Raw genomic sequence first — 22169 nt, forward strand, 5'->3', positions numbered from 1 at the left:
GAATTAGATAAACAAATGGAATACCCCATCAACTAATGTAATGAAATATTAGTTTGCTGTCAACCTTTAAATAGTTATATTTGTTGTTCAATTTAGGAAGACACATTTTTAGCGTATATAAATCAGACTGCTCATGGCAATCATGATCACCGACGAGTGCATCAACTGTGGTGCCTGCGAACCCGAATGCCCGAACACAGCCATCTACGAAGGTGGAGTAGAGTGGACCTGGGGTGGAGGAACCGAATTAACCGAAGTCGATTTTGGCGATGGTACAGTTGTGAGCGGTAAAGCTCCGCAAGCTCCCGTTTCAAACGAATTTTACTATATAGTATCGGATAAGTGTACCGAGTGCATGGGCTTTCATGAAGAGCCTCAATGCGCAGCTGTGTGTCCGGTAGATTGCTGTGTGCCCGATCCTGAGCATGTAGAAGAAGAGGAAACACTGCTCGCAAAGAAAGCATGGCTGCACGCCGAAGCGTAAAATTTTAATAAACGAGGAATACCCGGCAATGCCCGATCAGCGAACTGATCGGGCATTGCTGTTTTATGGACTTTATTACCTTACTATCGCCTGGTTAAGGCTCAAAAAAGGCTAACTTAGTATAAGAAGAATATTTGGCAAATCGCTTATACAGCCAAATAAATTAAAAAATTTTATTTTAAGCTATTTTCGGCATTTATAGTGTATTTAATAGTATATTTTCAATAATATTGACTGAAAAACACAAAAACAAGTAATTATTTTGGACTATTACTTGCGTGGGATTATTTATATGACAACATTTGCTTCGAAATACAACCTGAGTTGGAACATTCACTCGCCAAATTATTAGTATGAAAAAAGCAATTTTACTTATTAACTGTTTGTTTCTTGTTTTTGCTGCCCAAGCGCAGGATTCCACCACCGCAACACCAGGAAAATTTACGTTCTCTGGTTACATGGATACGTATTATTTCGGCAACTTTAACAACCCTAAAAGCCAGTCGAACTTAGGGTTGAATGGGTCGAGTGTTGGTAATGCACGAGCGTTTGACCAGAAGGCTGGTCAATTCGGGATTGGCTTGATTCAGGCTAAAGCTGTTTATTCGGCAAGTAAGGTCGATGCTGTAATGGACCTGACATTTGGGACATTTGCTGACCTGGGCAACTATGGTAACAATGTTGGTTTACTGGGTACACCAGGGTCAACTGCGTTAGCCATTAAGCAAGCGTACATCGTTTTTAAAGCAACCGACAAGCTATCGTTTACGGCGGGGCAATTTGGTACCCATATTGGCTATGAAGTTATTGACGCTCCGCTTAACTATAACTACTCGCTGTCTAACCTCTTTAATAACGGACCTTTCTATCACATCGGCCTGAAAGCGCAATATGCCTTCAGCGATAAGGCGTCGTTAATGTTAGGTCTGGTGAACAACGTTGATAACCTGGTTGACAACAACAAAAAGAAAGGGTTGATCGGTCAGTTCTTCTTCTCGCCGGTTTCTGGCTGGAATGTGTACCTGAATGGTATTATATCGAACGAAGCGTCGAAAGACATCACCAACCCGAATAATAGTGTCGCTGTTGCGGCTGATGATGCGATGTATCAACTCTTTGACCTAACAACTACCTATCAAATTTCACCAAAGTTTTTCCTTGGCCTGAATGCGGCTACTGGCTCACAGAAGGGTGATTATCAGAACTATGGTGGCCCTGCTACCTCGAAAAGCTGGGGTGGTGTTGCGGTGTACACGAACTATGCCTTTACCGATAAATTTGGCTTAGGTGCCCGTTACGAAACGTTTGATAATAAGAACGGTGCCCGTGCCCTGACGGATGCTGCTGGCCTTGGTGCGAGTGTTAACTCGATCACAATTACAGGAAACATTACGGCTGCAGATGGTCATGTGCTGCTCAAGCCCGAACTGCGGATTGACAGCTATTCAGCTAACAAATTCGAGAAAAATGATGGTTCACTGACAACCTCGCAAGCTACGCTTGGTATGGCTGCCATCTTTAAGTTTTAACTAAGCTTTCCCCGTTTTCTTAACCTAATTTCTCAATTAATTCAGTACAACAAAAAACCTCGATTACTATGCAAAAGCCCAGTTACATTCCTTTAGTTCTGTTGGGAATTGTCGCCATTCTCGGTGTAATTCCTGGTTTTAACTCTGTTCCAACGCAAATTGTGACGGAAGGCATCAACTCCGGTGATACCGCCTGGATGCTTGTTGCTACAGCTCTGGTTCTGCTGATGACGCCTGGTCTGGCGTACTTCTACGGTGGGATGGTTAACAACAAAAACGTTATCTCTACAATGCTTCAAAGCTTTGTAGCGATGGGTGTTATCAGTATTTTATGGGTTGTTGTTGGGTTTAGCCTGGCATTCGGAACCTCTATTGGTGGTTTCGTTGGCAACCCAATGGATCACTTCATGTTTAAAGGCGTACTGGATGGTAAGCCCTGGTCATTGGCTGCTTCGATCCCACTGGTTGTATTTGCTTTCTTCCAATTGAAGTTTGCTGTAATTACACCTGCTCTGGTTACGGGTTCGATGGCCGAGCGGATCAATTTCCGTTCGTACGTGCTGTTCATGATTCTGTTTAGCCTGTTCGTATATGCTCCACTGGCGCACATGACCTGGCATCCAGAAGGTATCCTGTTCAAATTAGGTGTTCTTGACTTTGCGGGTGGAACGGTTGTTCACATGTCGGCAGGTTGGGCTGCCTTGGCTGGTGCCTTGTATCTGAAACGTCGTAAGTCGCACCTCGAAGCCAGCTATTTTCCACCAGCAAACATTCCGTTTGTCCTGTTAGGTACGGGTCTGCTGTGGTTTGGTTGGTTTGGTTTCAACGCGGGCTCTGCTGTGGCAGCGTCGCCATTGGCAGCTTCGGCGTTTGCAACAACAAATACGGCAGCTGCGGCTGCTGGTCTGGCCTGGGTATTGTTTGATGCAGCTAAAGGCAAGAAAGTATCGGCTCTGGGTTTCTGTATCGGTGCAGTAGTTGGTCTGGTAGCTATTACGCCTGCCGCTGGTTTTGTAACGATCCCGAATGCTATTTTCATTGGTACGGTCGGTGCAATGGTATCGAACTATGTAGCTCACCTACGTTCGAAATCTACGCTTGACGATACGCTTGATGTATTCCCTTGCCATGGTGTTGGTGGTATGGTTGGTATGGTTATGACTGGTATCTTCGCTAGCAAAGGTGTTAACTCGGCGGTTGTTGACGAAGGTCTTGCGTTTGGTCAAACGACGCTGTTCATCAACCACATGATTGCGCTGGTTGCTGTGTCGGTCTTTGCTTTCGTTATGTCGTATGCACTACTGAAAGTAACGGATCTGATCCTGCCACTGCGTGTTACGGAAGAAGACGAGAAGTCTGGTCTGGATGTCAGCCAGCACGACGAGTTCCTCATCGAAGCATAAATTAGGTAGATGTATGATATAGGATAAAGACTAAACGTCTCGCATCCTATATCATACATCCTATAAAATACGATTAATAGATCTCTACAAATAGCTTATAAAAGTAGATCATACATAGTACGTTATACAGCGACAGAGCCACAGGCACCTGTCTGGCCTAATACCTGGCAGCTTTATCTGTGGTTTTGTTGTACTCATGGAGCCGTTCCCATTTGGGAGCGGTTTCCTATTTTAAAGAGAGTTGATTTTTTAGATCGCCCGCATCCGATTGTTTTTGGGATTATGTTCCAGTTCGGCTAGTCCAAGCGCTTCCATTAATGGGGGTACATACATGCCAAAACGCCCGCGAAGGCCTTTTTTCAGACCATACCATCCTCCCACCGGATTCTCTGCCGAACGCCCCCAGGCTTCAACCGTTCCTTCTTTGGCGGGCTTCTGTTCGTCGTCGGCTCCCAGGTCCACCCAGTCGCCGTGTTTTTTTAACATGTCGTGCAGATCAGTAAGGCAACGATACTCATAGTGCAAAACGGTTTTGCCCACGGTACATACTAAAATTTCGTTACCATCTTTTTCTGCCTTATACATGGTGTACTCGGCCGTACCGGGTGGCGTTTTCAGTTGCCAGGGATTCTCCTTTGTTCCGTCTCCTTGTGTCATGGCTATCTAATAAAGAAGTGATTAGAAGAATTAGAGTATATGGCTGGTGTGACCCTATCGGGTCACACCTAACCCTACATTTCGGTGACCTGCTGTAAGTTAAGCCAGTAACAAAACAAGTAAGGCCAGAATGGCAGGCATTGCCTGCACAAAGAATATGGATTTTTGGGCTGTTAATGCACCAAATATACCGGCAACAAGTACGCAGCCCAGGAAAAATACGGCAACGTTTATACGCCAGGCGCTATCCTCAATCAGCAAGGACCAGATCAGGCCGGCGGCTAAAAAACCATTATACAAGCCTTGGTTTGCAGCTAGTGATTTTGTCGGCTCAAACAGGTCAGGCGGGAAGGATTTAAAGGTTTTTCTGCCTCGGGTGGTCCAGGCAAACATTTCCAGCCATAAGATGTAGATGTGCTCGATGGCGACAATACCAATCAGAATTTCAGCGATTAATTTCATATAGGCAGGAGATAAAAGGTGATTGGAGTCAATGAGTTATCTGTTGAACGGTCAGCTACCTGGTAGGGAAGACAATACGAACAAACGTAAACAAAAAAGGCCGGTAACGATTACCGGCCCAAGTTGCAAAAGAGTTAGTGTTTCTCCAACACAGGTTCGGGCTCTTCAACCTCCATGAGCCCTTCTGCATTAACCGATGTGAGTCTTACAGGAAGTGTCTCGTTAATCAGCAATGGATCATATTGGGCCACCACCCGTACATAATTTTCGGTGAATCCCTGCATCATACCGTTTGCTATATCTTCCTCAAACAATACTGTCGCGTCGCGGCCAATCTGTGAGTCGTAGAAAGCCCGGCGTTTTTTATCCGACAGAATATGTAACATCTTCGACCGTTCGGCCCGTACATGACCGGGTACTGTTGGCTTAATACCTATTGCGGTGGTATTGGGGCGCTCAGAGTACGTGAATACGTGCAGATAGGAAACCGGAAGTTCATTCAGGAACAGATAGGTTTCCTTAAACTCAGTTTCGGTTTCGCCGGGATGCCCTACTATTACATCCACACCAATGCAGGCATGGGGCATCAATTCCTTTATTTTTTGTACCCGCTCTGCGTAGAGTTCGCGCTTGTATCGGCGACGCATCAGGCCCAGTACCCGGTTGCTACCCGATTGCAGAGGGACATGGAAATGCGGCACGAATCGCTTGGATTGCGCAACAAACTCAATAATCTCGTCGGTAAGCAAATTCGGTTCAATGCTCGAAATACGGAATCGTTCAATGCCTTCAACGTCGTCTAATGCCTGGACTAATTCGAAAAACGTTTCCTGACGCTCGCCATCTATCAAGCCGAAATCACCGATGTTTACACCGGTTAGCACAATTTCTTTCACTCCCCGGTCGGCAATTTCATGCGCAGCGCGTAGTACGTTGGAAATCGTATCGGATCGGCTTTTCCCACGTGCCAGCGGAATCGTGCAATAGGCGCAGGGGTAATCGCAGCCGTCCTGCACTTTCAGGAATGTACGGGTTCGGTCGTTGAGCGAGTAGGAAGCGTGGTACTCGATGGCTTCCTCAATGGGCGAGTTGAATACCTGCGCTGGTTGGCCAGTTGGCACTTTCTCAAACGTAGCCATGAGTTCGTGCAGCCGGAATTTTTCGGAAGCGCCCAAAACAGCGTCGACCCCCGGAATTTCCGAAATCTCTTTCGGTTTCAACTGGGCATAACACCCCAGAATGGCTACATAGCCGTCGGGGTTGATTTTCTGCGCTTCACGGACAATTTTTCGACATTTTTTGTCGGCATTATCAGTCACAGAACAGGTGTTGATGATGAAGATGTCCGGCTGCTGATTGAACTCCACACGCTCGTAACCATGCTGTTCCATCAGGCGGGCCAAGGTTGACGTTTCGGAGAAGTTCAGTTTACAACCGAGTGTATAGAAGGCGACTTTTTTCACAGTGAATCATATATCCTGTAAAATTACAAAAAAATGACGGGTAGGGTTCCGATGGGTACGGTTCTAATAATCTACTTTTGTGTTACTTATGCATTTGTTCTATCAACCCAGCCTGAGTCCGCCCACTGCTGTCGATTTTTTAAGCGAAGATGATTCGCGTCACGCCGTTAAAACCCTGCGTTTGGGAATTGGTGAGATTATTGCAGTTACAGACGGACACGGAAACCAACATAGTGCCGTTATTACAAAGGCCGATGCCCGACGCTGCACATTTCGGATAACGGATACGAAAACAACGTCCCCGCGCCCATTCTCCGTTCGAATTTGTGTGGCACCGACCAAAAATCTGGACCGTATCGAATGGTTTGTGGAAAAGGCTGTGGAGGTTGGCATTGAGCGTATTAGTTTCTTTTTCGGGCAGCATTCCGAACGCCGGGTGTTAAAGCTAGAGCGATTAGAAAAGATTGCTGTTTCGGCTATGAAGCAATCATTACAATCATTTTTGCCTATATTGGATGAAGCAATTCCGTTTAGTGAACTAGTGAAAACCATTCAAGAAGAGCAACGGTTTATCGCTCATTTACCGACCGATGGTCCGCCTATAAATTTGGCTAAAGCCGCCACGCTCACTGGGAAGTATGCTGTGTTGATTGGGCCGGAAGGAGATTTTTCAGAAAAAGAGATTCAACAGGCCGTTGCAACTGGTTTTCAGATGGTGACACTTGGCCCCAACCGATTACGTACCGAAACAGCCGCGCTGACGGCTTGTCAGCTATTGAACTTTATAAACGTATGAAAAAGCTGCTTATCCTGTTCTTCATTCTCCATTCTTCAGTCTTCATTGCCAAAGCGCAGTATGCTTATAAAATTGCCAAGTTGAAATACAATGGTGGTGGCGACTGGTATGCCAATAAAACATCACTACCGAATCTGATTAAGTTTGCCAATGCCAACCTTCGAATGAATATTTTCCCGGAGGAAGACATTGTAGAGCCTGGGAGCCCCGATATATTTAGCTATCCCTTTGTGCACATGACCGGCCACGGCAACATTACATTTAGCGATGCCGACGTACAGAATATGCGCCGATATCTGATGTCGGGTGGATTTTTGCACATCGACGATAACTATGGCCTGGATAAGTTTATCCGCCGGGAGATGAAAAAAGTGTTCCCCGAACTCAACTTTATTGAGTTGCCTTTTAATCATCCGGTGTATCAACAGAAATTTAAATTTGCCAGTGGCTTACCAAAAGTACACGAGCATGATGGCAAGGCTCCGCAAGGTTTTGGACTGATTTATCAGGGCCGATTGATCTGTTTTTACAGTTATGAGTGTGATTTAGGGAATGGTTGGGAAGATCAGAGCGTTTACAACGACCCCGAACCGGTACGCCAACAGGCTTTGCGTATGGGTGCCAATCTGTTACAATATGCCACGACCACAAATTAATTAAAGTATTATTTTGAGAAAGAAACCCAAACCGGTCGGAAAATCGTTAGTTTTGTAGTAATATTCTCAGTGACTCGTCTCGTTCACCTTTTAATTAATCAAGATTGTGATTGTACTGGCCGCATTTCTTGGACACTGGTATCTGTCCCTGTTTTGCCAAACGTTTTTTCTGCACCGTTATTCTGCCCATAAAATGTTCTCAATGAGCAAATTCTGGGAGCGTTTTTTCTATACGTTGACTTACTTATCGCAAGGCTCCTCGTACCTGAGCCCACGGGCCTACGCCGTGCTTCACCGGATGCACCATGCCTTCAGCGATACGGAAAAAGACCCTCACTCTCCCCATCATACAAAGAACATTTTTACGATGATGTGGAAAACAAAAGATATTTATAATGCTGTTCTGCACCGCAAACAAGCCATCGAAAAGCAGTTTGACCGGAATTACCCCGAGTGGAATTTCATCGAAAAACTAGGTGATTCATGGGTGTCTCGTGCGGGTTGGGGTGTGCTTTATACCGTATTCTATGTCTTTGCATTTTTCTACTTAGATATGCACTGGGCATTTTTCTTCCTGTTGCCTGTTCACTTTGTAATGGGACCTGTACATGGCGCTATTATCAATTGGAGTGGTCATAAGTATGGTTATTCGAACTTCGATAATCAGGACAAATCGAAAAATTCATTGATACTGGATGTGGTTATGATGGGTGAGTTATTCCAGAACAACCACCACAAACGCCCGAACTCAGCAAATTTTGGTGCTAAGTGGTTCGAGTTTGATCCTACCTTCCCACTTATCGGTATCCTCCACAAACTGCATATCGTTCGGTTACGCCCATCGGCTGAAGCCAAAAAGGCACAATTTGAAGTTGGCCATGATCGTCGGGTTGAGCTTGAAAAGGAAATTGAAGCTTAATTAAGTCAAATCTTCAGCAATAAAAAAGGCTCCGAACATTCGGAGCCTTTTTTATTGCTGAGATTTGACTTTAGAAGGAATCTCAAAGTCCATTAAAAGCTAAGCTTAAGATTACTCCTAAAATCGGAATGACAAAAAAAGAAACTATAGTAGCACCTTTGCTACATCCTGCCAGGATTTCACGCGCCGGAATTGATTATCATGCCGATTATGCAAGGCATCGAACAACAACCCTTCTCCCTGAAATGTGTGGAGGTTTCGGGGTAAGTCATCAATCAGATAGTCCGTATTCAGTACACTCTTGTCGCCCAGAAAAATGTAGTGATGCCACGAGATTGCTGGAAAATGCTCCTGTAGCCAATCCCATTTTTCACGTAGTGAGTTCGGGAATTCCTGAGCGGCTGAGGCTACGAAAACATCATATTTCTGCATAAGGTCGGAAATCACGTCCTGAGCACCTTCCATTACTGGAATATCACTGAAGAAACCTGGTTCATAGACCCTCTTTGAAATGGCTTCATATTCATTCTCGTCGAATAATTCGTGAAACGATTTCTCTTTTAATTCCTCAAGCGTGTAGCGAGGCATTTCGCCTTCCAGATAAAGCCGGATAAATTTGGCGTGGGTGTCGGCCATGACATCATCCATGTCAATAGCAATGCGTTGTTTCATAAGGTTGCCTGAACCGGGATTAAGCTGATTTAGGGATTAAACTGATTTTGTCTTATGATTCGCTTCGAAGAAGCGCAATCAAAATCGGCTTAATCCCTAAATCGGCTTAATCCCGGTCTCAGATAGTTTGGTTTATATCAAATTTTTCTAAATAATCGGCGACGCGCCGTACGAATTGGCCACCCAACGAACCATCCACAACGCGGTGGTCGTAGGAGTGGGAGAGGAACATCAATTGCCGGATACCGATAAAGTCGCCTTGTGGGGTTTCAATCACGGCTGGCTTTTTTACAATAGCTCCGAATGCCATAATAGCCACCTGAGGCTGCACAATTATAGGCGTACCCATAAGGTTGCCGAACGTACCGATGTTCGAGAAGGTATACGTACCACCCGCTAAATCGTCGGCAGTAAGTTTATTTTCGCGGGCACGTTTGGTCAGGTCGTTTACTTTTTTGGTTAAGCCAACAAGGTTATATTGGTCGGCGTTGTGGATGACCGGAACAATCAGGTTACCACTAGGCAGCGCCACTGCCATTCCGATATTAATTGCTTTTTTTACCAGAATTCGATCACCATCAACTGATATGTTAATAAGCGGAAAATCCTTGATGGCTTTCACAATAGCATCAACCAGAATCGGGGTATAGGTCAGATTTTCGCCGGTTTGTTGCTTAAATCGATCTTTAATTTTGTTGCGCCATTCCACAACGGGGGTTAAATCGGCTTCCACAAACGAGCTGACGTGGGGTGAAATCTGCTTCGACTCCACCATCCGCTGGGCAATCATTTTTCGCATCCGATCCATTTGAATAATATCAGACTGACCGTTTACGGAGCGATGAGCAGGGGGCTCGGTGCTCGGTGCAGGGGGCGCGGAGTTCGGCTGCGAGTCGATCACTCCCTGCCCCCTGCTCCCCGCTTCCTGTCCCCTGCTCCCTGCTCCCTGCACTCTGCCTTCAGCGCGGTCAATGACGTACGATAGAATGTCTTTTTTCGTCACGCGGTTTTCAGCACCGGAACCGGGAATACGGTCGAGTTCGTCGCGCGAGATACCTTCTTCTTTAGCAATATTCAGGACTAAAGGAGAATAAAAGCGTGTGTGAAAAACGCCTTCGCTGCCTGCAGGTATCGGCACTGGAGCTGATGTGACCACCCGGCTGCTCATTGCTGAAATAGTGGCTTCAAGTTCACGGGCTGACTCGGTAACGTCAATGCTTTCTGGTTCGGCCGGAACATTGGCTACATCACCAATGCCCTTAGGTGTTTGGTCAGGATTATCAGCACTCGTTGCATTAGAATGCCCTCCTGTCACGTCAGGCTCAGTGCCGGATGAAACAGGCTTATCTGCTTCAATACGGGCTATTGGGGCGCCCACAGTCACTACATCGCCATCGTTTACCAGTAACTCTTTCAGAATACCATTACAGGGAGCCGGTACTTCCGTATCTACTTTGTCAGTGGCTACTTCCAGTACTGATTCATCGGCTTCAATACGGTCGCCAGGCTGTTTGAGCCAGGTTATAACCGTGCATTCCATTATACTTTCGCCCATTTTGGGCATAACCATATCGATGAGAGCCATTTCTTTTTAATGAAGAATGAATAATGAAGAATGTACAATGAGCAGCTAGTTATTATTCATTTTACATTCTTCATTATTCATTGGTTAAGCAATTCTTCCCGCAACATGTTGAGTAAATACGTTGTGGTGAGTTGAATATTCTGGTCGCGGTATTGGCCGAGTTTAAGCAGTCGCGTAACCGTGCGTTGATCGGTTGAGCAGGCAATCCAGATTGTACCGACTGGTTTATCGGGTGTTCCGCCGTCGGGTCCGGCAATGCCACTGGTGGCAATGCCTACATTGGTACCAAGCGCCTTCCGAACTCCTTCGGCCATTTGCCGAATCGTTTCTTCGCTTACGGCACCGAATTGGTCAAGCGTTTCGGGTTGAACACCCAACTGGGTTACTTTAACTGCGTTGCTATAACTAACAATACTGCCCCAAAAATAGGCCGATGCGCCCGGAACTTTGGTGATTTGTGACGACACATAACCGCCCGTGCAGCTTTCGGCTATCCCTAAGGTGAGATTTTTCTCTTTCAGGAGCGTGCCAACTACGTTTTCAAGTTCGTCGTTATCAAAACCATATACGCTTTTTTCAATCAGGGGCATTACCTTTTCCACCTGCTCCGCTAATTCACGATCGAGTACAGCATTATCATCACCCGTAGCCGTTAGTCGTAGTTTTACACCCCCAAAGCTGGGTAGATAGGCTAACTTGATATGATCGGGGAGGGCATCTTCCCAGACTTCAATACGCTCAGCCAGAAATGACTCCCCAATGCCAACCGTCCGAATCATCTTGTGTTTGATGATCGGCGTTTGGAAGTGTTCGGCCAATTTAGGCAGAAACCGATTTGACATGAGGTGTTTCATCTCAAACGGAACACCCGGCAGCGATATATACACCCGACCTTCGTGCTCAAACCACATCCCTGGTGCCGTTCCCCAATCGTTCTGGATATATACTGCATTGGCGGGCAAATCAGCCTGGGCGCGATTGAGATCGGTCATGGCACGGCCCCGCTTCTCGAAAAAGCTCGTTACCAGTGCCAGCGCCGTTTCGTTACGAACCATCCCGACACCAAAATAGGTGCAGAGCGTTTTCTTCGTAATGTCGTCTTTCGTGGGCCCGAGTCCGCCGGTAATGATGATGACATTCGCCCGTTGATGGGCTTCGTGCAGAATTTGCAGGATGGCATCGGCCTGATCGCCAACGGACGACTTACGAAAAGGGCGGATGCCGATATTGGTTAGTTCGGTTCCAATCCACTGTGTGTTGGTATCGGTGATTTGTCCGAATAGAATTTCGTCGCCGATGGTAATGATTTCGGCACGGATCGTGTTGGTCATTCGCGTTACGTGGATCGTACGATCCAGTCTTAAAGTAGCTAGAACGAGTTCGATTAAACCTTCGTTTCTGGTAGCGGTCAAAAGTACGAAAAAACGATTTAGCGCCATTGACCGTTATAAAATGGCAACCTCATTAATTTAGTGATGAAAAAAAATGTTCTCGCAGCCGCATTGCTGGCCCTGACCATGAGTCAAACCAGTTTCGCCCAGGATTCAACGGGCCGTCCACAGAAATCTACTGGTGGCGGGATATTTGGTAAAATTCTGGATGCCGTTTCCCAGCCGTCGGCAGGTACAGCGGGTGGACTTACCAGTAGCGATATTGCAACGGGTTTGAAAGAAGCCTTGCGTGTTGGTGTAAACAATGGCTCTGCAAAGGCATCGGCTCTGGATGGTTATTTTAAAAACCCATTGCTGAAAATTGCATTTCCGCCCGAGGCACAAAACGTAGCGACCAAACTTCGGCAAATAGGATTCAGTAAGCAGGTTGACCAGTTTGAGTTATCATTGAACCGGGCTGCCGAAGATGCTGCCAAGAAAGCCGCCCCTGTGTTTGTTAAGGCCATTACATCCATGAGCATTCAGGATGCGGTAGGGATTCTGCGGGGGCAAAATGATGCTGCCACCCAATACCTCCGCCGGACATCGGGCCAGCAGTTGGTAACAGAGTTTACGCCTATTATTGATAGTACGTTGAAGAAAAACAATGCCACTAAGTATTATGCTGATCTGGTAAATACTTACAATAAAATACCATTCATCCAGAAGAAAGTAAATCCAAACCTGACTGAATATGCAACCGGCAAAGCCGTTGATGGACTGTTTGTACTTGTAGCGCAGGAAGAACAAAAGATACGGGAGAACCCAGCCGCACGGGTAAGTGATATTTTGAAGAAGGTCTTTTCGAAACAGTAATATGTAACGTGGACCTCTGGTCCACGTTACCCCTCCATATACGAGTCATTATTTAGATACTCGAGCTTACTACTCCAGACGAGCGCAATCTGCGTAGCCCGTTGCCGAACCTGTTCGGTTATTTCGCCCGTAAAGTTTTCGGTAACCGTTTGGGAAAACAATTGCAACCAGCGCTCAAAATGATCAATGGTGAGGGTGTGTTGCTGATTGACGATCAGATGCGGTCGGAATGGGTGACCATCATAGGCATTGTTACCCAGAATAATCGACTCCCAAAAAGCGTACATTTTGGGTAAATGCTTTGACCAGTCAACCTGAGCAACGTCCGTAAAAATGGGACCAATCAGAGAATCAGTCTGTACTTTTTCGTAAAACGAATCCACCAGTAACTTAACATCTTCCGGGGAATCCAATAGCCTTCTGGACATAGTGATACGATTTTAGTTTTCGACAGGATGAACAGGATTTACAGGATTTGATTTCGTATATAGTAAATCCTGTTCATCCTGTCGAGGCACGTCAAGTCAGTTAGAAAATGTTTCAGTATAGGTGTCGGCCTTGAACCCCAGTGCCACGATCTGCCCCGTTGATTCAATCAGGGGACGACGAATTACGGACGGTTTTTCAATCATCAAAGCGATTGCTTCTTCCGCGTTGGTTGGCTTTTTTTCGTCGGGAAGCTGCTTCCAGGTCATTCCTGCCCGGTTTACAAGCTCCTCCCAAGGTTTCTGGGTAAGCCAGTGTTCAATCGTTTTCCGGTCGATGCCTTGTTTTTTGTAATCGTAAAATTGATAGGCAATACCGTGTTCAGCCAGCCAGGTGCGGGCCTTTTTTACGGTATCGCAATTTGGAATAGCATATAAGGTGTACATACGTTCAGACTGCTTTGACTGCGAAAGTACCCGGTTTTTTCTCATCGATCAAGCAAACTGATTACGATCATGTTGTGTTCTCAATCGTCTAAAGAGGTAATTGGATTGCCTCAGTATTCTAATCTACTTACACTATATTTCCCACCCACGTTCCGTATTTTTGTCCTATGAAAAAATCAGACATTCACTTTTCGGTTGAGCTAGATAATCAGAATATCCCCGAAAAAATCTACTGGGAAGCCACCGACAACCCGAACGAGGGACTTAGCGATACCCGAGCCATTGCCATTGCACTTTGGGATCACTATCATAACAGCACGCTTAAAATTGACCTCTGGACAAAGGAGATGGAAGTGATTGACATGAAACGCTTCCTGATTGAAATGATGAGCGGCATTGCCGATACCGCCATTAACGCAACGGGCGATAAGCGCATGGCCACCGATATCGAAAACACCTGCCGGGTACTCAGTAAACGACTTGAGGAGGAAATTAAAGAGCAGCAAAAACAGCAGTAGTAGGCACGAAGCCTGGACATTGGCCGTTAATTTGCTGATGCCTCTTTACCAATGATTTTACGATTCATGAAAAAAATTCTTCTGCTGCTCTTTGTGGCTACGAGTGCCCTTGCGCAAAAGGGAGTTGAGTTTAAGTCAGTGCCGGTTGAGCAAGTGTTTCAGGAAGCACGTCGGGCTGGTAAACCCGTATTCGTGGAAATCTATTCGCCAACCTGCCATGTTTGCCAGAGCTTTATTCCAACGCTGGCTGATACTCGTGTCGGTAAGTTTTACAATAGTAAGTTTATCAGTACCAAAATAGATATCAACCAACCTGCAACGCAGGCCTTCCTGAATAGCCGCCGGTTGTTTGTTCCCTCCTTGCCGTTGTTTCTTTACTTTGATCCACAGCAGAATCTGATCCATTTCGCGATGAGTAATAACTCGACGGATGAGGTCATTCGCCATGGAAACACGGCATTGGATACTAAGGCGCGTAGCCAGACGATGAAGGCGCGTTATCAGCAGGGCGAACGGTCTGCAAATTTCCTGATCGACTATGCCATGTACAGCCGCGTAACAAAAGATACGGTTGCGAATATGGCGGCTATGACTGATTATGCCCGGCAACAATCCCCGGCAACCTACGCCAACCAAACAAATTGGCTGGCCTTGCAAAAACTCGTACTCGATTCTGAGAATCCGATGTTTCAGTATATGGTTGGCCATATGGATGCGTATCGCAAAGCATATGGAGCCAAGGAAGCACAGATGGTGGCCGAAAATATTATTATGTCGTCGTTGTTTAGCGGGCGGGGCGCACAGTTTCCGATTTCTCGAATTTTACAGATTCGGCAGGACCTGGTCAAAATTGGAATTGATCCTAAAGTGGCGGCTAACCGAACATTATTACCCGAAGTTAATGCGTACTTCCGGGCTCATCAAACGGCCAAGGCTGTTGAGCGCATGGATAATCAGGTGAATGCAAATCAGTTAATCGTACCCGAATACATTTATATTACGCACCTTTTTAACCGGGCTAGTCCGGATGCCACTGATGCACCAGCGGTTGTGAAATGGGTTAACAAGGGGTTGGCCCTTAAACCTGGCCAAAAAGAACAGGCTGATTTATACTATGAGTTAGCCGAAGCGTATCGACGGAGTGGTAAATCGGCAGATGCTCAGAAAGCCGCACAAAAATCAATGGAACTGGCCCAGGCAAGCCACATTGACACTCGCCGGAATGTGGAACAGATGGGGAAATTTAAATAAAAACTTCCGTTAATTCATAAAAAAGGGCGTTCCTACAGCAGGAACGCCCTTTTTTATGAATTAACGTTTAGCGATTTGTGGAGATAGCAAAGCCAATCGCTTTAATACCTGTGCCAGCGGCTACTCCTCTGGCTACGACTGTATAAAAACGACCAGCGTAGGGTTGTATCGTACCCGAAGCCGTTACCGTTGTGGTACCTGTTGGTCTGATCTGGACCGGAATAGCCGTTGTATTATAACCAATTGCGGCAATTGGTACAAATGTGGCAACTCCTTTCAGGGGCGCAACCCCCGTTACGACAACCGCACCATTAACGACCAGATCATAGGTGGACGTTTCGTCTGGCCCAGCTACAAAGTTGACAAACCGAATATACGCCTTCGATGCGTCGGTACTAGTCAGATTATCGGTAAGTGTCAGCGTGCTGTACGTAGGAGCGGTTCCGTACAAAAATACCGAGTAGTAAGTATCGGCCTGAGCAGTTAGATCGGTTGTCGCTACAGTTGCATCTGATGTGGCTGTCGTGCTGGCAGGAATAACCACCTTAACCTTGGCTGTGCCCGGTGTGAGCGTGGCATAATCCTGGTTTGGAAATGTATTCGTGTAGCTTAATGGAGCCGCCACTGCTGGTGGAACGGTATTGACACCCGAAAACTTTTGGTCGTTGACGTAAATGTCAATACCAGCCAGGTCTGCGGCCAGATGATAGAACTTTACCCGTGCGCCTGTGGCAGGCGTTACTGAGTCGAGGAAGTTGGCCTTATCACCACAGGCCAGTAGGAGCAGCCCGGTGCCGAAAAGCAGAACGTAGTTAATGATATGTTTCATTGCTGAATGACAAAAAAATTATTTCTGAGAAAACCAGGGTTCAACCGTATGATAATCGAGTGCATTGCCGCCGTATTTATCCAGCGAGGCCCGGTTCCATACATACTCTGAGTTGTAGCGAGGACGTACCCGATAAGCTAGTTTGCCATTGTTGTCCGGGAAAAGCTGCGTACCGCTTGGTGGGGTGAAGCCAACATAAACGGATGGATCGTAATGATATCGGCGCATGTCTACCCAGCTTTCAATAATGCCATGACCTACCAGCGAAAGGTATTTCTGCATCATGATATCACTGATTTTTAGCTCACTGGCCGATTGCGCTACCGCAGCACTGGCCAGAAACTTCGCTTTGTCGGCTGCGGCTACACCCGCGTAGTCGAGGGCGGCCCCGATGCCTGCCTGATAGGCACCTAGCGCCATTGCTTTATCGCCTTTGATAAAGGCCGCTTCAGCTTTGATGAACTGAATTTCCGAATACGTCAGAATTGGAAGTGGAACTCCGTCTTTGTACACGTATTTGCCCGGCGTTGTACCGGCTACAACCAGGTTCGGCAATTCACCCCATAAGGTCGGAATGCGCTTGGTATTGCCATTTACGTTGTTGGGATCGCCCTGTGTGGGCAGAACACCCCGATAGACGCCGTCTGGAGAAGCAGTTGCCAGAATTGGCAGTCGTGGATCAGCTACACCGTTAAAGACCCGGCCATCCAGTAAACTCACCAGGAAATCGGTTTGCCGATAGGTACCCAGGTTGCTACGGGTAGGACCGAAGAAGTTAGCCAGCGCTGAGTTTCCTCCCGCCGTGAACGGCACATTGAAGTTGTCTGCATTACTAGCCAGCGACTTATTGCAATAATCAATAACGACGTCCGGCTTGTAAGTAGCTTTGTTGTTGATGTGGTTGGCGTTACGAGCCAGTACACCATACACAAACTTAATCCATTTGCTGCGGTCACCCGCATACACCAGATCACCTCGTGCCAGCGATGCCTGCGACACATTCCCATCCGTCCGGTTCAGGTCGGTGAGGGCATCGTTTGCCAGCTTCTGAACATAGGCATACACTTCTTCCTGAGTATCATAATCGAACACATAACGGTTTGGCTCGAACGCTTCTTTCAGGATGATTTCGCCATGGTAGTCAGTTGTGGTCTGCCAGCTCCAGGCAAACATAGCTTTGGCAACCCCACTGTAATCCCATTTCTGTTTGGCTGTAGCATCGTCGAGGACAAGCTGGACGTTTTGGCCCAGGTTCCAGTAGTGTACCCGCCAGATTAGCCCGGCATTATCGGAACCAGCATCGTAACCCATCCGATCCCAGGTGCTGTTGGCTGTGGCTTCACCCCAGTTCTGGATGTATTTGCCAATAAAGCGGGAGTCGAACTGCTCCCCAAATGCCATCTGGGCAATCATTGGCGGCAATAACACGTACCCTTCCGCGATCTGCGGATTCGATGGGTCTCGGTTTATATCAAGGTATTTCTCGCAGCTGCTCAGCGTCATCAGGCAGAACAGAAGGGCGAGTATAGTAAGTTGTTTCATTGATGTATGATATGAGATGTAGGATGTATGAGTAAGATATATGTTGTAGGATGTAAGATATATATTGATTTCGCTGGCCTGCTGCGTTGTCAATTATATCATATCATACAGTATATGTCATCTATCATGCATCATATATAAATTAAAATCCTACGCGTAGACCAGCTGATAATCCGCGGGGTACCGACAGCGTACCAAAGTCGATGCCACCTGCACCAACGCCACCCGAGGTAGCGGTTGTACCGTTTACGTTCGGGTCAGCACCGGTGTAGTTTGTTAGCAGAAAGAGGTCGGTTCCGTTCACAAAAACACTGGCTTGCTTGAACACCTTCGATCGGCTTAGTAAGGCTGAGGGAAGTACATAACTGATCGTGACATCGCGTAAACGTAACCAGTTAATGTCTTTCTCAACAAACTCCGATTCGGGAATCGAACTGTAATAATCCGTCGAGCGTAGCGACGGAATCACCTGAATCGTGTTCGGTGTTGGCGTGTTGGAATCTTCTTTTCCATCGCGTAAAATACCTTTGAAAACTACCGGTGTATCACGATCAAGGGTTTTCTTGCTCAACCCGGAACGCCAGAGGTACATAGCCGTTCCATTGAATACGTCGCCCCCTTTACGGATGTCGAGCAGGAACGATAGACTCAGCGATTTGTACCGGAACGAGTTTGTTAAACCAATCGTAAAGTCTGGGTTACGATCACCAATGGGCAGGAAGTTGGCGTTCGTGATAGGTAATCCATTGGTTGGATTTACCAGAATATCGCCGTTTTTATTTCGGGCATAGCTATAGCCACCAATGGCCGTAGCTGACCCACTTCCGCGCTGGTAATAATTGAAATTATAGCTCCGATAGGCTACGTTGGTACTAGGGAAGTAGTCTTGTAGATTACTCACAAACGCACTGGAACGAGCGTTACCATAAAGCCAGGTATCTGAGTTGTAATATTCCGGTACGTCGGCCGGTAAATTCTTTACGTCAGTTTTTAGCTTCGAGAAGTTCAGAATCACATCCCACCCAAAATCGGCCTTCTTCACCGGCGATCCCTTTAGCTGAAGTTCGACACCCCGGTTATTAAAGGTGCCACCGTTGAGCAGACCGAAAATGAAGCCCGTTCCATAGCTAAGGCGCTGGGTGACAATTTGCTGCGATAAGGTCTTGTTGTAATACGCGAAGTCAAGCCCTAACCGCCCTCCGAAAAACATCAACTCCGTTCCAATTTCATAGCTTTCGCCACGCTCTGGTTTCAGGTTAGGGTTACTGCCGTAGAAATCATAGGCAAACCCCCCGCCGGTCGAGGTCTGTGGAACCAGAGTTGCGGCCACTTTATACGGTGGTGCATCCCGGCCTGTTTGGCCATAGCTGGCCCGGAACTTACCATAATAGAAGGTGTTCCCCCGGGCTTTAAGCGCTGGCAGATCGGAGAAGTTAAAGGCTAATGAAGCCGCCGGGTAGAAGAAACTCCGGTTGGCAGCGGGGAGCGTACTCGACCAGTCATTCCGGCCGGTCAGGGTCAGAATCAGTAACTCGTCGTAGTTCAACGTCAAGCTTCCCAGCACACTTTGCAGGCGTTGTTGCGTCTGGGTGTATTTGTTGCGCTGGGTCGTTGGGTCCGTGTTGTTGGTCGAATTGAAATCGGGCAGATACAGTTTCTCCCCGTATGCCGTCGTCACCTTATAATTGCGGTCGTCGATGGTGGTACCAAGCAGTAAAGACGTATTCAGCTTGCCAAAATTTTTCTTGACCGTAGCCAACAGGTTACCATTCAGCAACTGGCTGTTTTCCAGTGCATTTTCAACCGAGCCCTTCGTAGAAAAACCACCAAGTGTAACATCCGTTCCCTGCCACGATTCAGGACTCAGGAACAGATTACTCTGGGTTGAGTACAAATCAGCGCCGAAACGTCCGGTCAGGTTCAGCCAGGGTGTCGGGTTGTAGTTCAACTGAAAGTTGGTGATAGTCCGGTTGGTAACGTCACCACTTTTGTTCTTATTAACTGAGAAGAACGGGTTGTCCGTTTCGCCCTGGTTAATGCTACCGCCCAAGATCCGGCGCGTACCATCCGGATTGAGGTAGTTCGTGATGTCGTCGTTGGCAGGCCAGGCAAGTAAACTAATCACAAACCCATAATTTCCCCGGATGGCTTTCGTCACCTGCGAATTCACGTAGTTAAACGAAGTCATCACGTCTAGTTTTGGGCTAATACGAGCCGTACCCGTTAACCGTACCGACAATCGTTTATAGCCCGTAGTGGGGACAACACCGGTTTGGTTGGTGTAGTTGGTTGATAAGCGATACGTGGCTATATCACTGCCGCCTTCAAAACCGAGGTTATGCACCTGGGTAAATCCTTTCTGGAAAAAGCTGTGAATATTGTCGTAGAGAGGGGCGTCTGCTGCGTACTTAGGCCCGAAATAGGCGGGAATCGTAGCCGCACTTGGATTGGCGTAACCCAGGGCACCACGCCCATAGACCGTTTGTACTTCTGGAAAGCGATAGACTTCTGTACTCTGAAAGCGATTGTCATAGCTCACACGAGCAGCTCCTTTGCTGCCTTTCTTAGTCGTGATAACAATAGCTCCCGATGAGGCATCAATCCCATACAGAGCCGCAGCTTCGGGGCCTTTCAGTACCGTAATACTTTCAATGTCGTTCGGGTTAATGTCGGCAGCCCGGTTCAGGTAATCATTGTCGCGGTTAGGGCGATTAGACACCAGCGCACCCTGATTGAACGTACGGTTATCAATGGGCAACCCATCGACAACAAATAGGGGCTGGTTATTGCCACCAATCGAACTGGCACCGCGTAACTGAATCATGGCCGATGATCCTGGTGTTCCCGAGGTGGTGGTCATGGTTAGCCCTGCCACGCGTCCCTGCATGCCAACCAGGAAGTTATCACGCTGCGCGTTGGAAATGTCGGAGCCTTTTACTTCACCTACCGAGTAGCCTAACGCTCGTTTCTCCTGACGAATACCAAGCGCTGTGACAACCACCTCGTTCAGTTCAGATTCTGACTCGACTAATGTAACATCAACCTGGCTTTTTGAACCGACCTCAATGGTTTGAGCAACCATACCAATCAGGCTGATTACCAGGCTTGCATTAGGGCCAACAGAGAGTTTATAATTTCCGGCGCCGTCGGTGGTGGTACCACGAGTGGTGCCTTTTAACTGCACGTTTGCGCCGGGTAGGGCACTGCCGTCTTTGGCTAAGGTAACCTTCCCGGTTATAACCCGATCCTGGGCATACACCTTAGTTAGCATTAGCAAACCGAGCAACAGCAGGAAGCTACTGCGTACAAGTAATTGCATAAGCAGATACGTTTTAGAATGAGTGATGAAATGAATTAAAAGGGCATTAAACGGGCAAAGAAACAAAAATATAGGCTAACTAGGATATGTGAATTTCTATAAAAAGAAAAAAAGCAAAGGGGGCTAAAATGGGCTATTACTTAGTTGGCTGATAATGAGTTTTGTGAAATTCTAGGTAGATAGAGGCCGAACTCACAGAGATATTGATTGGCTATAGAATGTTACACTATCGATAGAAGGAACTATAGTATGAGCGATCGAATGCATTTTCTGGTGCATAAGCAAACTACATTCGTTAAATTCTAGTGGATCCTTCTGGTTCTATTATCATTGATAATCAGCAATGAAAACGCCAGTAGGATTACTAGAAGTTAAAGCAGAAAGGACTGATGCTACTTGCTTAAGGCCTTTGGTACACTGGCCGGGTAAATGGCGGCAGAAGGAGAATATGAAACGAATTTTCGTCGCCAAGTAAGACGGCCCGGCGGAGGTCATTTTCGGCCTGGGGAAGTTGGCGAAGCTGAATGCGAGCTAAGGCCCGCCAGCGGTACGCATCAGGCTGTTCATCTCGATAAAACCAGACGGCCTTATCAAACTCACGGAATGCCTGCTGAAACTCGTTGGTATAATAAAGCGCAATACCCCGATCCAGATAGCACTCAGCCAGGGTATTGTCACGGCTGATGGCTTCAGTCAAGTCGTAGATGGCGGAATAGTAATTCTCCTGGGCAAGCTGGCATTTACCCCTATAGGCGTAAGCAATAGCCGACTTGGGATACTGCCGAACAGCATCGTCGAAATAAGAATAAGCTTCTGTACTATTTCGATTTTGAACCAGTTCAATCCCTTTTTTAAACCGTTTTCGGTCTTTATCCGACACGGTATCATGGTCGACCATGAAATACCGGATGGTTAGGTAAATGCCGAAAAGTAGCCCTAATCCTACAACTTCCATATCTCAGTCTG

General features: G+C 47.0%; 21 protein-coding genes. 9 read left to right on the forward strand and 12 right to left on the reverse strand.

Features of this window, described 5'->3' with window-relative positions; translation table 11 throughout:
• The first annotated feature begins 133 nt into the window (after positions 1-133).
• From ACYVGO_RS15975 to ACYVGO_RS15985, 3 genes are all read left to right on the forward strand, one after another.
• Positions 134-484 (forward strand): 4Fe-4S dicluster domain-containing protein, encoded by a 351-nt coding sequence (locus ACYVGO_RS15975; protein WP_142772226.1) that lies wholly within the window; start codon positions 134-136, stop codon positions 482-484.
• 353 nt (positions 485-837) lie between these two features.
• Positions 838-2013 carry an outer membrane beta-barrel protein gene (locus ACYVGO_RS15980; protein WP_460970138.1) on the forward strand — a complete coding sequence of 392 codons (1176 nt, stop codon included), beginning with the start codon at positions 838-840 and terminating at the stop codon, positions 2011-2013.
• 68 nt (positions 2014-2081) lie between these two features.
• Positions 2082-3416 (forward strand): ammonium transporter, encoded by a 1335-nt coding sequence (locus ACYVGO_RS15985; RefSeq protein ID WP_142772228.1) that lies wholly within the window; start codon positions 2082-2084, stop codon positions 3414-3416.
• 249 nt (positions 3417-3665) lie between these two features.
• Here the strand turns inward: ACYVGO_RS15985 and ACYVGO_RS15990 are convergent, their stop codons facing one another.
• The 3 genes from ACYVGO_RS15990 to mtaB form a co-directional block, all read right to left on the reverse strand.
• Positions 3666-4073 carry a DUF6855 family protein gene (locus ACYVGO_RS15990; RefSeq protein ID WP_460970139.1) on the reverse strand — a complete coding sequence of 136 codons (408 nt, stop codon included), beginning with the start codon at positions 4071-4073 and terminating at the stop codon, positions 3666-3668.
• Between the two features lie 99 nt (positions 4074-4172).
• Positions 4173-4535, reverse strand: a complete 363-nt coding sequence (locus tag ACYVGO_RS15995) for a DUF1304 domain-containing protein (RefSeq protein ID WP_460970140.1) — start codon at positions 4533-4535, stop codon at positions 4173-4175.
• Between the two features lie 134 nt (positions 4536-4669).
• On the reverse strand, positions 4670-5998 hold the full coding sequence (gene mtaB / locus ACYVGO_RS16000; protein ID WP_460970141.1) for a tRNA (N(6)-L-threonylcarbamoyladenosine(37)-C(2))-methylthiotransferase MtaB: 1329 nt from the start codon (positions 5996-5998) through the stop codon (positions 4670-4672).
• Between the two features lie 88 nt (positions 5999-6086).
• On the opposite strand from mtaB, the gene ACYVGO_RS16005 reads away from it, so the two are divergent.
• From ACYVGO_RS16005 to ACYVGO_RS16015, 3 genes are all read left to right on the forward strand, one after another.
• Positions 6087-6794: a 16S rRNA (uracil(1498)-N(3))-methyltransferase gene (locus tag ACYVGO_RS16005; protein WP_460970142.1), complete on the forward strand. Its 708-nt coding sequence runs from the start codon at positions 6087-6089 to the stop codon at positions 6792-6794.
• Entirely contained in the window at positions 6791-7450 is a 660-nt protein-coding gene (locus ACYVGO_RS16010; RefSeq protein ID WP_142772233.1) for a DUF4159 domain-containing protein, read from the forward strand. The genes ACYVGO_RS16005 and ACYVGO_RS16010 overlap by 4 nt, the downstream gene beginning before the upstream one ends.
• Before the next feature lie 106 nt (positions 7451-7556).
• Positions 7557-8369 (forward strand): acyl-CoA desaturase, encoded by an 813-nt coding sequence (locus tag ACYVGO_RS16015; RefSeq protein ID WP_460970143.1) that lies wholly within the window; start codon positions 7557-7559, stop codon positions 8367-8369.
• A gap of 144 nt (positions 8370-8513) precedes the next feature.
• Here ACYVGO_RS16015 and ACYVGO_RS16020 read toward each other — a convergent pair whose 3' ends face one another.
• From ACYVGO_RS16020 to ACYVGO_RS16030, 3 genes are all read right to left on the reverse strand, one after another.
• Entirely contained in the window at positions 8514-9041 is a 528-nt protein-coding gene (locus ACYVGO_RS16020) for a 5' nucleotidase, NT5C type (protein WP_460970144.1), read from the reverse strand.
• A 118-nt stretch (positions 9042-9159) separates the two neighbouring features.
• Entirely contained in the window at positions 9160-10626 is a 1467-nt protein-coding gene (locus ACYVGO_RS16025; RefSeq protein ID WP_460970145.1) for a dihydrolipoamide acetyltransferase family protein, read from the reverse strand.
• Between the two features lie 77 nt (positions 10627-10703).
• A complete protein-coding gene (locus ACYVGO_RS16030) occupies positions 10704-11957 on the reverse strand; it encodes a competence/damage-inducible protein A (protein WP_460970146.1) in 1254 nt (417 codons plus the stop codon).
• A 141-nt stretch (positions 11958-12098) separates the two neighbouring features.
• Here ACYVGO_RS16030 and ACYVGO_RS16035 point away from each other — a divergent pair, with 141 nt between their 5' ends.
• Positions 12099-12872, forward strand: a complete 774-nt coding sequence (locus ACYVGO_RS16035) for a DUF4197 domain-containing protein (protein ID WP_142772238.1) — start codon at positions 12099-12101, stop codon at positions 12870-12872.
• A 26-nt stretch (positions 12873-12898) separates the two neighbouring features.
• Here the strand turns inward: ACYVGO_RS16035 and ACYVGO_RS16040 are convergent, their stop codons facing one another.
• Together ACYVGO_RS16040 and ACYVGO_RS16045 are read right to left on the reverse strand one after the other, a co-directional pair.
• Complete coding sequence (locus tag ACYVGO_RS16040; protein WP_460970147.1) at positions 12899-13300, reverse strand: group III truncated hemoglobin; 402 nt, start codon at positions 13298-13300, stop codon at positions 12899-12901.
• A 96-nt stretch (positions 13301-13396) separates the two neighbouring features.
• The gene (locus tag ACYVGO_RS16045; RefSeq protein WP_142772240.1) at positions 13397-13744 is read right to left on the reverse strand and encodes an ArsC family reductase; all 348 of its coding nucleotides are present in this window, start codon (positions 13742-13744) and stop codon (positions 13397-13399) included.
• A gap of 167 nt (positions 13745-13911) precedes the next feature.
• Between ACYVGO_RS16045 and gldC the strand changes: the two genes are divergently transcribed.
• Both gldC and ACYVGO_RS16055 read left to right on the forward strand, forming a co-directional pair.
• Positions 13912-14262 carry a gliding motility protein GldC gene (gldC, locus tag ACYVGO_RS16050; RefSeq protein ID WP_111349042.1) on the forward strand — a complete coding sequence of 117 codons (351 nt, stop codon included), beginning with the start codon at positions 13912-13914 and terminating at the stop codon, positions 14260-14262.
• Positions 14263-14328: 66 nt separating this feature from the next.
• Positions 14329-15513 carry a thioredoxin family protein gene (locus tag ACYVGO_RS16055; protein WP_460970148.1) on the forward strand — a complete coding sequence of 395 codons (1185 nt, stop codon included), beginning with the start codon at positions 14329-14331 and terminating at the stop codon, positions 15511-15513.
• Between the two features lie 67 nt (positions 15514-15580).
• Here ACYVGO_RS16055 and ACYVGO_RS16060 read toward each other — a convergent pair whose 3' ends face one another.
• From ACYVGO_RS16060 to ACYVGO_RS16075, 4 genes are all read right to left on the reverse strand, one after another.
• Positions 15581-16342 (reverse strand): DUF4397 domain-containing protein, encoded by a 762-nt coding sequence (locus tag ACYVGO_RS16060; RefSeq protein WP_460970149.1) that lies wholly within the window; start codon positions 16340-16342, stop codon positions 15581-15583.
• Between the two features lie 18 nt (positions 16343-16360).
• Positions 16361-17884, reverse strand: a complete 1524-nt coding sequence (locus tag ACYVGO_RS16065) for a SusD/RagB family nutrient-binding outer membrane lipoprotein (RefSeq protein ID WP_460970150.1) — start codon at positions 17882-17884, stop codon at positions 16361-16363.
• Positions 17885-18026: 142 nt separating this feature from the next.
• Positions 18027-21203, reverse strand: coding sequence for a SusC/RagA family TonB-linked outer membrane protein (locus ACYVGO_RS16070; protein WP_460970151.1), 3177 nt, complete (start codon positions 21201-21203; stop codon positions 18027-18029).
• 400 nt (positions 21204-21603) lie between these two features.
• Positions 21604-22158: a tetratricopeptide repeat protein gene (locus tag ACYVGO_RS16075; RefSeq protein WP_142772244.1), complete on the reverse strand. Its 555-nt coding sequence runs from the start codon at positions 22156-22158 to the stop codon at positions 21604-21606.
• Positions 22159-22169 lie beyond the last annotated feature (11 nt).

This window comes from Spirosoma migulaei (assembly GCF_054776855.1).